Source organism: Parasphingorhabdus sp. (assembly GCF_039982395.1).
In the GTDB taxonomy this organism is placed as follows: domain Bacteria; phylum Pseudomonadota; class Alphaproteobacteria; order Sphingomonadales; family Sphingomonadaceae; genus Parasphingorhabdus.
This window is the reverse complement of the sequence record NZ_JBDWYO010000006.1, coordinates 1,001,297-1,014,524: the sequence shown is the minus strand read 5'-3', so window position 1 is coordinate 1,014,524 and position 13,228 is coordinate 1,001,297. Positions and strand designations below refer to the sequence as shown.

Here is a 13,228-nt window from a genome sequence, read left to right as displayed (position 1 = left end):
CCTTGATTTGCGTAATATAGTAGCGCACATATTACGCAAAGGGAAAGTGAAATGGATATAGAAGCACGCCTTCAACGTCTGGAAGAAGACCGCAATATTCGTGATCTGAAGATGCGCTATTTGCGGGCTTCGGATGCGAAGGATCCAGAGAGTATGCGCGACTGTTTTATACCGAGCGCAAAAATTATGTTCGATGGTTTTCCGCCGTTTGACAGCCGTGATCCGTTTATAGAAATCTACCAGCAGATGGGCTGCGGCGCGCATATTTTTGACATTCATCAGGGTGGCACCGGGATTGTTGAGTTTGAAAATGAAATCAAGGCAACCGGCTGGTGGCCATTGTTCTTTCACAATATCAATTTGGAACAGCGCACGCTTACACAGATGGGCGTCGAATATCAGGACATTTATGTGAAACAGGATGGTCGCTGGTGGATTGCTGAGACGCGCTCATCCCGCAAAAGTTGTCTTATTCACTCGGTTGATGAGGCCGGGCAGTCAAGCGTACAGGTGATGGGCAAGCCGCCGGAAAATTTTGGATGATAATAAGGGTTTTAAGGCTCAATCGCTTCTTTGTTTGTCCTTCAATATCATATCAGCAGCTTTCTCCGCGATCATCACGGTTGTAGCGTGGGTATTGCCTGATATCAGGCGTGGCATGATGGAGGCATCTACGACACGTAGGCACTTAACTCCATTAACCCGCAGCTGAGGGTCGACTACCGCATCCTCGTCGATACCCATCCGGCAGGTTCCGACGGGATGAAAGCCGGTCATGCCGTATTCGCGCGCAAAGGCGATCAATTCATCATCGCTCTGCACCTCTTTGCCAGGATCAGTCTCTTCGGCAATAAGGGGCGCAAGATATGGCGTTGCCGCTATCTGGCGTGCAATTTTAATAGCCTCTAAGGTGACTTTGCGGTCATAGGCTGCGGCAAGATAATTGTGGATGATCGCAGGAGTCTGGAACGGATCCTTGCTTGCAGCCATTGCGGTACCGCGCGATTCCGGACGTAGAAAATATGGCCCAAGAGTGAACCCAGAATGCGGGCTCAGTTTTGATTTTTCGCCCCGCGATGCAACTTCTAGGTCGCCGGTTAGAGGTAGGCAGTGGAACTGGATGTCAGGCTGCTCCAAGGCTGGATCACTTTTGACAAATGCTCCAACCGGAGCTGCCGGGTTTGTCATCGGTCCCTTTTTGGTGACGAGGTAGCGCATGAAATTCCAGATAACCTTAGGCGCTCTCAGTTCGTCATTCTGACTATAGACTCCTGGCTTAACCCGCCAAGCGAGAGGAGGGATGATATGATCTTGGAGGTTTGCGCCGACCTCTGAATTATCCGCTCGTATCCCTATCCCCAATGACCGAAGATGCTCTGCCGCGCCGATGCCCGAAAGCTGCAATAGTTGTGGACTGTGATAGGCGCCTGCCGACAAAATGGTTTCGCGTTTTGCGGTGACGATATGCTCACCGGATTTGCGATGATATATGATGCCAGTTGCCTGCTTTCCTTCAAAGGTGATCTCTTTAACATGGGCATCGGTGACTATTGTTAGATTGCTGCGTTTCTCTGCTGGCCGCAGATAGGCCATTGCTGCAGACCAGCGTTTTCCATCTTTAATATTGGCATCAAAATAGCCTGCACCCCATTGATCATCGCCGTTGAAATCATCATTGCGTGGGACACCGATGCTGTTGAACGCATTAATCATCGCATCGCTTGTGGGGTCGCTAAACTGAGCTTTTTCGACCCATAGAGGCCCGTCGCCAAAATCCTCTCGCGCGCCAGATGCATGACGCGCGGACTTGCGGAAATAGGGGTGTACATCCTGCCACCCCCAACCAATTGCTCCCAATTGGCTCCAGCCATCAAAATCTTCTCTTTGGCCACGAATGTAGATCATGCCGTTAATGTTCGAAGAACCACCAAGGCCTTTGCCACGTGGCAGCAACATTCTCCGATTGTTGATATGTGGTTCGGGTTGGGAGAAATAGTGCCAGCTTTCGCCGGGTTCACTGGTGGTCTTGCCATAGCCGATTGGCATATGGATCATTGGGTTTGTATCGCGCTTGCCCGCTTCGATCAGCGCGACGGATATATCGGGGTCAGCAGACAGGCGATTGGCCAGAACGCATCCGGCCGATCCAGCGCCAATGATGATATAGTCAAATTCAGTCTGCATCCTCGTCCTTCGCAATCATTTGCTCAAATAATTACGCAATTGCAAAGAAAAACTTGAATTGAGCCGCAATATGCGGAATATCGGATAAGAATTCTGGGAGGGAATCCAAATGACCAAAAACCGTATTCTGATCACCATGAGCGCGGGCCTTTCAATGCTGACTCTATCTGCTTGCGACGGCGGCTCAGGCGGTATTTTTGGTGGTGAGAAGGTTGAGGTCAAGGAAACCGCTTATCCAGAAAAAGTGCTCTGGGGCGACACGCATCTGCATACCGCCAATTCGCCAGATGCATTTGGTTGGGGCGTCCGTCTTGACGCGGAAGCAGCCTTGCGTTTTGCGAGTGGCGAAGAGGTCACTTCAACGATGGGCATCAAGGCGCAGCTTGCTCGCCCGCTCGATTTTTTGGTCATTTCGGATCATAGCGATGGCTTGGGATTTACCAAAATGATCGCCGAAGCGCCGCGATTTCTTTTGCCAAGCGAGCAATTGAAGCGTTGGCATGACATGTTCAATGCGGGCCCTGAAGAGTCCACCAAGGCAATGAACGAGATGATCGATTTGGCCGGCGATCCGGAAGCTTCTGCTGAAGTTGCCGATGCAGACGAAGCCAATAAGCAAGGCGCAGAAATCTGGAACGATCACATTAAAGTTGTTGATGACTATAATGCACCAGGCAAGTTCACCGCGTTTAACGGGTTTGAATATACGTCTATGCCTGGCGGCAGCAATTTGCATCGCGTGGTCATGTTTCGCGATGCTGCGGACCGGGTCAGTAAAATTGTGCCTTTCCCCTCAGCGAGTGGAGAAACACCGCAGGATTTGTGGAAATATATGGATACCTACGAAAAGAGCACCGGGGGCCGGGTTTTGGCCATTCCGCACAATAGCAATGTTTCCAATGGTTTAATGTTCGAGTTGACCGGAGCAAGCGGCGGCCCGATGACTGAGGAAGAAGCGACGCTTCGCGCGCGAATGGAGCCTATTGTTGAGACCACTCAAATCAAGGGTGATAGCGAGGCGCATCCGTTTCTTTCGGCCAATGACGAGTTTGCCGGATTCGGTATTGCCGGTTGGGACGATGAAAATCTGAGCGCAAAATCCAAAACAACACCAGAAATGCAAGCGGGCAATTATGTTCGCGAAGCCCTGAAGCGCGGACTAGAGATCGAAAGCAAGACAGGCATTAATCCCTATAAATTGGGCCAGATTGGCTCCACAGATTCGCATACGGCATTGGCCACGGGCGATGAGGATAATTTCTTCGGCAAGCACACGTTCAATGAACCCACAGCCGATGGTCGGGATAGGGTGAACAAGCGAATGAACCTGGGGTCTCGTGGCAACCGGTTCAATTGGCATTATCTGGCGGGCGGCTATGCAGCGGTCTGGGCGACAGCCAACACACGCGAGGCCATTTTTGATGCGATGGCCCGGCGCGAAGTCTATGCAACCACCGGCCCACGAATGTCTGTAAGATTCTTTGGCGGGTTTGATTTTACCGCTGATGATTTTTCCAAGGATTGGGTGAAGGCTGGCTATGATCGGGGCGTTCCCATGGGTGGAGATCTTCAGGGCGACGACAAATCGGCACCCCGTTTCATAGTATCTGCGTTGAAGGACCCAGACGGCGCGAATTTGGATCGCGTGCAAGTCATCAAAGGCTGGATTGATAGCAACGGGAAAACGCAGGAAAAGGTCTTTGATATCGCCTGGAGTGACGCCGAGACGCGCAAGCTGGAAAACGGCAAGGTGCCAGCTGTTGGTAACACGGTTGATCTTGCCACGGCAGAATATAGCAACAGCATTGGAGCCACCGAATTGCAGACGGTTTGGACTGATCCTGAATTCGATTCCGCGATTAAGGCCTTTTATTATGTTCGCGTTCTGGAAATTCCGACACCGCGATGGGTGGTATTCGATGCTCTGCGTTACAAGACCGCGCTGTCTGATGATGTGACCAAGATTGCCCAAGAACGGGCCTATACGTCTCCAATCTGGTATAATCCAAAGGCATGAGTGATATAGAAACCCGCATCGACCGGTTGGAATCGCTAGATGCCATTCGCCAGCTACCCGCAAAATATGCGCTGACATTGGACATGCGTGACATCGATATGATGGTCACCTTGTTTCCGGCAGATGTCCGAGTGGGAAAAGAGGCGTCCGGTCGTAAAGCCTTGCGCGTATATATGGATCGAACCTTGCGGTCACCGTTTACCGGTACTTCGCATCATATCGGAGGGCATATAATCGAGTTTGATGATCCTGATCATGCTCACGGCATAGTCTATTCCAAGAACGAACATGAGACAGGCGACGAATGGGTCATCATGCAGATGATGTATGTGGATGACTATGTCCGGCAAGATGGTCACTGGTTCTTCGCACGCCGTTTGCCGCTCTATTGGTATGCAACCGACCTTAATAAACCGCCCATTGGGGACAAAAAAATGCGTTGGCCAGATAGTGAACCGGCGGAAGGGAATTTTCACAAACTCTTTCCGAGCTTCGCAGAATATTGGGCGCGTGGAGGCGATCATGAAGGCCCTGTGCCAGAGCCTGCTCCGCTCGAAGGTTTTATCAATGCAATGCGGCGTGGACAGTCGGCACCCAAGGTTAAAGTACGGGCAGATTAGATCATGGTTGGCGTAGCGAAAAAAGCAGCAATTGGTTTGGTGATCCTGCTAGCTTTGCTCTGGGGCGGCTATAAAATTCTCTCTAACATTACGCGCTATTCCATCGACAAGACAGTGGTCGTCGAACCTCCGAGTTCGCCCAAATCCGTGCCGGAATATTATGCTTTTGGCTACCAACCAGAGCTGATCTATACCGAAAAGCGCAGCCAATGCAGCGAGCGTGTATCGACCAAACAAGCGATGTTTGGTGATTTGCACATTCACACAGCAATTTCCGCTGACGCCTTCCCCGATGGAACGCGGACATTCCCGGATGATGTCTATCGGTTTGCAAAGGGCCAGGCGATTGATGTGCCGGTTCAGGATGGTTCCGGCAAACGTACGATGCAACTTACCCAACCGTTAGACTTTGCTGCTGTTACCGACCATGCAGAGACCTATGGTGAAGGCTATATTTGTCGCACCAGGGGCGCGTTCCCGGGCTATGATAGTGATGCCTGCCAGCGGTTTCGTGCTGGCGGTGAAGACGGTGTCCGCGAGTTTATGGGACAGAATGGTGTTACCCGGCCCAAGCGTGACGAGAGCGTTTGCGGCAAAGACAATAGAGATTGTGAAGCGGCGGATAAGCTGGTCTGGGACGATATGAAACGCTCGGCGGAGGAGGCTTATGATCGTTCGCCTTCATGCGGTTTTACCAGTTTCGTTGGATATGAATATACGCGGGCGCCCAATGCGCAGCATATGCATCGCAATACAATTTTCCGGAACGCGGAAGTACCTGCGCGCCCAGCGACTTTCTTCTCGCACATCACCAATTATGAACTGCTCACCAGTTTCGAGAAAGAATGTCGTTTGGGCATCGACGCTTGTGATGTAATTTCAATCCCGCACAACTCGAATATCTCAGGTGGGAATAGCTTCAATCCAAATTATATGGACGGTTTTTCTGAACGTTCGCAAAGTGCATATTGGTTGCTGCGCAACGCCTATGACCGGTTGATGGAGATCACCCAGCACAAAGGAACGTCGGAATGTATAAATGGCATCACCGACATATTGAGCGACAATGATGAGCTTTGCGATGTGGAGCAATTGCGGCAGTTTGGAAAAACGGAACAAGCGCCGGAGATAACCGCTTGGCTTCCGGCGCTTAATGACTCTGATAGCCCGCAATGCACAGGGCAATATCTGGATCCCAAAGACAATCTCTACAAGGGGTTCTGCCTTTCCTCATGGGATTTCGCGCGTGGTGCATTGCTCTATGGCATGGAAAAAGAAGCGAAAGGCGGTCCCAATCCGTTCGAATTTGGTTTCATTGGCAGTACCGACACCCATATCAGCGCCGCTGGTGGCACCGGAGAGGCGCAGTGGGGCGGGCATATCGCTTACGAGACCAACCTGAAAGGGCGTCTCGGACAGGCTGGTATCGGGAGATTTAACCGGCTGGTCAGCAATCCGGGCGGGCTGGCTGGTGTTTATGCTGTGGAAAATTCGCGCGACGCAATCTTCCAGTCGATGAAAAGGCGTGAAGCCTTTGCCACGACTGGGCCCCGCATTGAACCGCGCTTTTTTGCTGGACGCTATCCGCAAGATCTTTGCTCGAATGCAAATTGGTTGGCGCTGGCTTATGCTGGCGGCACACCAATGGGCTCCAAACTGGCGGGGCAAATGCAACCATTTCAATTGCTCGTGCAGGCAAAGCGCGATCCTTTGTCCAATCCTTTGCAGAAGCTGCAGTTGATCAAGGGTTGGATCGATCGCGATGGCCAGAAGCATAATAGAGTGATCGATCTCAACGCGACCGGAAGCGGAGACAATCTGTGCGTAGTCTATAATGATCCCGACTATGATGCAGGCGTATCAACTTATTATTATATGCGCGCTGTGGAGACCCCGACTGAGCGGTGGAGCGAGGCTCAATGTTCGGCTTTGCCAGCAAACCAGCGGCCAGTTGAATGTGAAAACAATATGCCCACGAACATCTCCGAAATGGCATGGGCTTCACCGATCTGGTTTACGCCTGACCAAAAGGCGCCTTTAGCGGCCAATGGAATGTCAGGGCATAGCGACTGACGCTCAGGACAATGAAATATTTGGTTGGCCGCCAAGACAGAAAATGCACCAAGGGTAGCGATTAAGAACACGGCCATTCCCTTTTTGTCCGCATCATCAAGCGCCACTTGAAGGCTGGCAGGAAATTTTAAAAAACTAGCTCGATAAAAATTGGAGAGAAATAATGAATTATGGAATGGCTGGAAAAGTGGCGATCGTGACGGGTGCCAGCGGCGGAATTGGTCGTGCAACGGCCTTGGCTTTTGCAGCGTCAGGGGCGTCTGTTCTTGTGTCCGACGTACAAGATGAAAAAGGACACGAGACTGTGACATTGATCGAGGAGCAGGGTGGCACAGCTGTTTTTCAAAGATGCAACGTCGCGGATGAAGCAGACGTAAAGGCGCTCATTGGAAAGGCTGTCTCAGACTATGGCCGGCTTGATTATGCCTGCAACAATGCTGGGATCAACGACATTCAGAAAGACGAATATGATTTGGATGTATGGGAGCGAAGCCTCAGCGTCAATCTGACTGGTGTTATGTTGTGTATGAAGGCTGAAGCGGAAGCAATGTTGGCCACTGGTGGCGGTGCGATCGTCAATACATCATCAATCAACGGCTTGGTCGGCAATCCTATGCAGGGTGCCTATACAGCCGGCAAGCACGGTGTTGTGGGATTGACTCGCCATGGTGCGCTGCGATGGGCGGAGGCTGGTATCCGCGTCAATTGTGTTTGCCCCGGAGTGATCGAGACACCAATGACCGATGTCATTTCTCAAAATCCGGAAATTAAAAAGACCATGGAAGCCATGACGCCGATGAGGCGCTTAGGGCAGCCTGAGGAAATTGCCAGTGCGATTGTTTGGCTCTGTTCCGATCAGGCTAGTTTTGTCACGGGCCATCCTATGGTCATCGATGGCGGCGCGACAGCGGTTTAACCTATCCGAAAAAACAAAGGCCGGAGAGTAAGAAACTCTCCGGCCCGCTTTTTTGATCAAATGGGAGGTTGATCAAAATTCGAATTCTAAGCTCAAGCCATAGGTCGCTGGATCACCGTAAATGACCGATCCAAAGCCCAGTTGGCCAAAGTCAATGCCGCGCGAGACATATTTCTTGTTGAGGATATTCTTACCCCAAAGCTGCACAGAAAATTCTGCGCCACCAAGATTAACATCATCCAGTCTCAACTGTGCATCTACCAATGTACGGGCTCCGCCTTTGGTTTCCTGCTGAAACGGCGAAGTCAGTGGGTTGCCAAAAAACACTATGGATGAGACGTGGCTGGCGCCGACACGAGCGGTCAGTCGGGTGTCTCCGCTCCCGATAGGCGCGCTATAGGTTATGCCTGCATTGGCAGTGGTCGATGGGGAATTGCCCGGCCTAAACTCCGAAGCAATATTTTGAATGACCCCGTTGATGTCAGCGGAGGGGAATTCCTTTGTTTTGCTATCTACATAGCCAAAGGAGCCATCGATCGAGAAGGCATCAGTAATCTGCCAGCGCGCTTCGAGTTCCGCACCAAGATATTTGGTCTTACCAGCGTTCACAATCTGCGTACCGAAGCTGCCACCACCAACGATAGGAATGGGAACTGTCGCCTGCTGATCTTCATAGATATTGTAGAAAATCGCACCATTCAATGTCAGTCCAGGGATTAGCTGGGTCTTGGCACCGAACTCATAAGAGGTAATTTTCTCTTCATTGAACGGTAGCAAGCCAATATTGTTAGCAACACTGGTGGATTGCCGCGCATTGAAACCGCCTGTGCGATAGCCTCGCGCCGCCCGCGCATAGAGATTGACATCATCACTGGCGCGATAGTCGACCGTTAGATGTCCGGTGGGCTCAGAAAACTTCGCCGATCCGCTGTTCAAAGCGAGCTCGGCCGGAGTGCCGAAAGGAACTGCGCCGTTTTGGGAGACCGTCATCTCTTTCTTATCCCATGAATAGCGTAAACCCAGTGTGACGCCCAAAGCGCCATCTTCACCGCCTGGGCGGAAAGTGCCTTGGCCGTAGATAGCGTAGGATTCCCCCTTAACATTATATGCTAAGGTTGATTGTTGAACCACGGCACGGAATTGTGTTCCGTTTGCCGTGTTGGCCGCTCTTAAGCCAGGGCCAAAGTTCGGACCGAAGTTTGCATCGCTAAATACAGCTTGGTTGGTATCCAGAACGAAGGCAAAAGTTTGTGGGTTTGTTTCACTACCGGTTTCCCGGAAGTAGAAGCCACCCACGACCCACTCAAAATTTGTTCCGGAGCCACCGACAATTTCAATTTCCTGACTGAACTGGCTTTGTTCCCGATCATTTCGAGCCTGAAACAATGGCTGATTGGTGGTTGGAACACCCTGACTCTGCAAAAATTGTGCGGTCGGGTTAGCGGCTCCACTAAAGGGTGGAAGCAGGAATCCCGTAATTGCTGCTGGCAAGCCATTGAATGTGCTTGTTTGAGCAAAAATTGGACCGGAAATTGTTCCGAGGCCATCAAGATCACTGCCGCGGATCGTGTTTTTCCACCCACGAAATGCGGTCGTTGAACGCACGGTTACCGTATCAAGATCGAGTTCCAAGCGAGTCATGTTTCCGCGAAGCGTATCGGTGGAGAGGCCAGCGCCTTCCAAGCAAATTGGATCAAGACGTGCGCGCTGCACATTGGCTAGCGGTGTACCACATTGTGCCTCGAGCCCCGCTGCATTGGCGAGATAGCCTCCAACATTGGCAGGTTGCACCTGCGCAAAAGTATTCCCATCGATGGTGATATTCGGGCGGAAAACGCCATCACCAACGGCAGACAGCTGGTTTGCATGAGGCACGCCATCAATTTTCGACCAGTCGGTAATGTTGGTGAGTTTTAGATTGTCTGTAATGTCCAGCTCTATGGCAAGTCGAGCAGCATGTGTTTCATTTCCGCCTGGATCGAGACTTTTGTTGGGTTGCAGCAGATTGTCAACGACACCGTTCCGCTTCTTATAAAGATAACCCAAAGAAATACGGCCGGAATCGAAGATCGTTCCGCTGTTCAAAATCAGTCGGGCTTGTTTTTGGTTATAGTTGCCATAGCCCAATTTCACCTTGGCGCTTGCGTCTTCGCTTGGCGCTTTGGTGATGAAGTTCACAGCACCGCCAGTTGTGTTCCGTCCAAAGAGCGTTCCTTGAGGACCACGTAGCACTTCGATCCGTTCGATATCTGCAACTTCAAAGGAAGAGGCTGATGAACGCGCCAAATAGACGCCGTCCAGATACAGGCCAATGGGAGAATCAAATCCTTGAGTCTCATCGGCGTTCGTTGGAATGCCACGGATGGTGATCACTGAAGCGGTCGCATTGGTCGTGCCCCCGTTTACGGCAACATTCGGAGCCAGGCCGCTCAAGTCTTGTGTTTGTGTAATGCCTTGCAATTCAATGGTTTCGCTCGAGAGTGCAGATATTGCTACCGGAATTTCCTGCAGGTTCTGTTCGCGCTTGTTCGCCGTCACGATGATGACATTTTCGTCCGCGCCGTCAGAATCTTGCGCATATGCTGGTGAACATAGGGCCCCAAGAGCCGCGCCAGCCAAAAGCGTTTTTGTGATCCGGTATTTTACCATTGAATACATCCTCCCAAATTTTGTGTCTGTTCGACGACAGTTTCTTATTGCGTTTGTCGTCCCAAAAATCGTAAGTTATGTCAACTCGAATTCCGCAATTCACTTATTAAATTGATTGAAAGCGATCAAATGCGTAGCATGTTTGCAACAATAATCCGCATTTGTGATGCCGGTTGAGTTTTTTGCGTGATTTGATCACTCAGGAGGAAAAAATGGACGACATTCCCTATCTCGCTCGCGGTGTTGAGCTACTTGGAACCGATTCCTCGATATTGGTTTCATCTTCAAAATATTTGAATGATCCGCGGCTGCGGGAATGGGTCGCCAAAATTGCGTTGAAGAAAAACGGCGCCGACTATCCACCCGCCGCAGAGATGTATGAATTGATCAATATCTTGGATGATCTGCGCGATTATGAGCGATTGGAGGCGTTGATTGCCGATGAAAGGAAGAACAATGCCCAGTTCGATAGATGGTTTGAGGAATGGCATTGCTCGGAATATGTCATAGAAGATTTGAAGGACTGTGCATCGGGGACGGTAGGCGGCATCTATTATCAGGCGGCAACCCAGGGCAGTTACGAGGTTCAGATTGTCCCGAATTTTAAACCACAAAACCAATGGCAATATTATTCATTGCGCGCCGGGCAGACACATGATTACGAGCATATATTAACGGGTGCCGGCTTCAACTATATCGGTGAGCTGCTCCCTTATTGGTTCCGGCTTGCGACCATCGATACGCATATTCAAAATAAAGAACTCGCGGGCGAGATGAACGTCATGGGGATATTGGGGACAACCCGCTATCTGATCCGGACTGTGCTGCACTATCCGGAAACATGGGGCGCTGCCCTTAAATGTATCGAGCAAGGCATATCCATTGGCCGCCATTCGGACCCTTTCTGGATGGCGAAAATAGAGGATGTCTGGAATATGCCGCTTGAAGAAGCGCGCGAACATTTGGGCGTTCGCGGTGCCGTCGATTTGGACACGGCGGCAGAGGGTGACATCTGGTCGGGATTAAAGAGCGGCTAGTCTAGGCATAGCCGGCTGGCCTGGAAACCGGAAAATTCATTAGCCGCTGAGCAATGGATTTCGCTGCGGGGTCAAGTCTTTGACTTTGGTTTATTCCGCCCGGCAAAGCACCGTCGAGCGTTATGTTAAACGCGTTGATACCCGGAACATCGTAGGTGGTGATTGTAAATGCACCTAGATCAATGAACCATTTCGTGAGCGCTGCCTCAGTCAGCGATGTACGCAACGCACCCAGATATTCTGGATCGCGGGCGATGATGGCAATATTGATCATTTCTCCTTTCTCTCCACTGCGGGCGAACGCCAGTTGTTCGAGCGGGATCGACCCAGTGGCATCAACGCTGAGCGTTGGCACCGCGGGGCGTGAGATCATTGCTGGAATGAAGCCGGTTTCTATTGTCTCCGAGAATGTTGCGCCATCGATCTTGGTGATCACGTCGCTTTTTGGAATGAGGAATGATCCGAGATTCATGACGGGTTGTACTTGCACGCCGAAACTGACGCTGGTTCCCGGTGACATAGCGGATATGGCTGAAAATTGTTCGCGGGCAAACATTTGACAGGGTAGCATTTCATCATGTTCGACGACAAGTTTCAGCACTATCTCTTCATCGTTGCCAATTGAAATGGCTTCGGTCCTTCGCCAATCTGCAAATCCATGTCCGCGGGCCATCATGTTGCCCCGTTCGAACATTGCTGCAGCCTGCTTTTTTGCCTTGGGCCGGGCGTTGGAGCCAATGATGGGCTGATAGGCTATTGCTCGCCAGCCTTCGTCCCAGGTTGCGCAGGCCTTCAAGCTATCGGTTGCTGGATAACCCTTCGCGCCGGTTACTCGCACCCGGTCTTTCGCAATCTGCTCCAATCGAACCTGCGTAAAATCGCATGTTACATCGGGAACGAAATAGGTTTGTGGGTCGCCGACTTCATATAGCAATTGTTCGGCGACGGTTCCGATCGATACCAGTCCGCCGCTATTCTCCGGTTTTGTAATGACGCAGCTGCCGTCCGAAGAACATTCAGCAATCGGCGAGCCTATATTGGCCCATCCCTCAACATCCCGCCAATCGGTAAAGGTGCCGCCGGTTGCTTGTCCGCTGCACTCGATTAGATGACCGGCAACCGTGCCAGCGGCTAGCCGATCCCAGTCATCATTTTGCCAACCAAATTCGTATATTAAAGGGCCAAGTGTCAGGGCGGAATCCACCGCTCGGCCGGTAATGATGATATCCGCTCCATCGGCCAGTGCCGCTGCGATCGGCATAGCGCCTAGATAGGCGTTGATGCTGGTGTAGCCCGACGAAGGCAGAGGTGCGCCAGTGAACATATCGGGTGTCCCGGAAAGTTCCGCGACGCGGTCGATCAGATCATCACCGGAGATGCAGGCCACTTTCAAATCCAGACCGAGTTCTCCAATTCTTTTGCGGATATCGCTAGCCAAGCCAGCTGGATTGACTGCACCGGCATTGGCAATGATGCGCACGTTCTTATCGGCAATCTGCTGTAAAAACGGACCAACATGCACATCCATGAAGTCGCTTGGATAGCCACCTTGTTCATCCGCCTGCCGCATGCGGCCAAAAAGCCCCATCGCGCCTTCGGCGAGATAATCGAACATGATGTAGTCGACATTGGCCGCAAGAAGTTGCGGCACTGCCAAGGCGCTGTCGATGAAAAATGCGCTGCCGCCGCCTATGCGGATGATCTTGCCCTGCGATTGTTCCAACTTTCCCTC

Annotated in this window: 9 protein-coding genes; 6 read left to right on the top strand and 3 right to left on the bottom strand. The window is 51.4% G+C overall.

Features of this window, described 5'->3' with window-relative positions; genetic code table 11:
* Positions 1–51: 51 nt before the first annotated feature.
* Entirely contained in the window at positions 52–543 is a 492-nt protein-coding gene (locus ABJV08_RS14875) for a nuclear transport factor 2 family protein (RefSeq protein ID WP_348037283.1), read from the top strand.
* 18 nt (positions 544–561) lie between these two features.
* Here ABJV08_RS14875 and ABJV08_RS14870 read toward each other — a convergent pair whose 3' ends face one another.
* On the bottom strand, positions 562–2,184 hold the full coding sequence (locus tag ABJV08_RS14870; protein ID WP_348037285.1) for a GMC family oxidoreductase N-terminal domain-containing protein: 1,623 nt from the start codon (positions 2,182–2,184) through the stop codon (positions 562–564).
* Between the two features lie 109 nt (positions 2,185–2,293).
* Between ABJV08_RS14870 and ABJV08_RS14865 the strand changes: the two genes are divergently transcribed.
* The 4 genes from ABJV08_RS14865 to ABJV08_RS14850 all read left to right on the top strand — a co-directional run bounded on the left by ABJV08_RS14865 (position 2,294) and on the right by ABJV08_RS14850 (position 7,810).
* Positions 2,294–4,201, top strand: a complete 1,908-nt coding sequence (locus ABJV08_RS14865; protein ID WP_348037287.1) for a DUF3604 domain-containing protein — start codon at positions 2,294–2,296, stop codon at positions 4,199–4,201.
* Positions 4,198–4,821: a nuclear transport factor 2 family protein gene (locus tag ABJV08_RS14860; protein WP_348037289.1), complete on the top strand. Its 624-nt coding sequence runs from the start codon at positions 4,198–4,200 to the stop codon at positions 4,819–4,821. The genes ABJV08_RS14865 and ABJV08_RS14860 overlap by 4 nt, the downstream gene beginning before the upstream one ends.
* 3 nt (positions 4,822–4,824) lie before the next feature.
* A complete protein-coding gene (locus ABJV08_RS14855; protein WP_348037291.1) occupies positions 4,825–6,894 on the top strand; it encodes a DUF3604 domain-containing protein in 2,070 nt (689 codons plus the stop codon).
* A 163-nt stretch (positions 6,895–7,057) separates the two neighbouring features.
* The gene (locus ABJV08_RS14850) at positions 7,058–7,810 is read left to right on the top strand and encodes a glucose 1-dehydrogenase (RefSeq protein WP_348037293.1); all 753 of its coding nucleotides are present in this window, start codon (positions 7,058–7,060) and stop codon (positions 7,808–7,810) included.
* Positions 7,811–7,882: 72 nt separating this feature from the next.
* Here ABJV08_RS14850 and ABJV08_RS14845 read toward each other — a convergent pair whose 3' ends face one another.
* Entirely contained in the window at positions 7,883–10,459 is a 2,577-nt protein-coding gene (locus ABJV08_RS14845) for a TonB-dependent receptor (RefSeq protein WP_348037295.1), read from the bottom strand.
* Positions 10,460–10,671: 212 nt separating this feature from the next.
* Between ABJV08_RS14845 and ABJV08_RS14840 the strand changes: the two genes are divergently transcribed.
* A complete protein-coding gene (locus ABJV08_RS14840; protein ID WP_348037297.1) occupies positions 10,672–11,496 on the top strand; it encodes a Coq4 family protein in 825 nt (274 codons plus the stop codon).
* Position 11,497: 1 nt separating this feature from the next.
* Here ABJV08_RS14840 and ABJV08_RS14835 read toward each other — a convergent pair whose 3' ends face one another.
* Positions 11,498–13,219, bottom strand: coding sequence for an acyclic terpene utilization AtuA family protein (locus ABJV08_RS14835; RefSeq protein ID WP_348037299.1), 1,722 nt, complete (start codon positions 13,217–13,219; stop codon positions 11,498–11,500).
* Between the last annotated feature and the right edge of the window lie 9 nt (positions 13,220–13,228).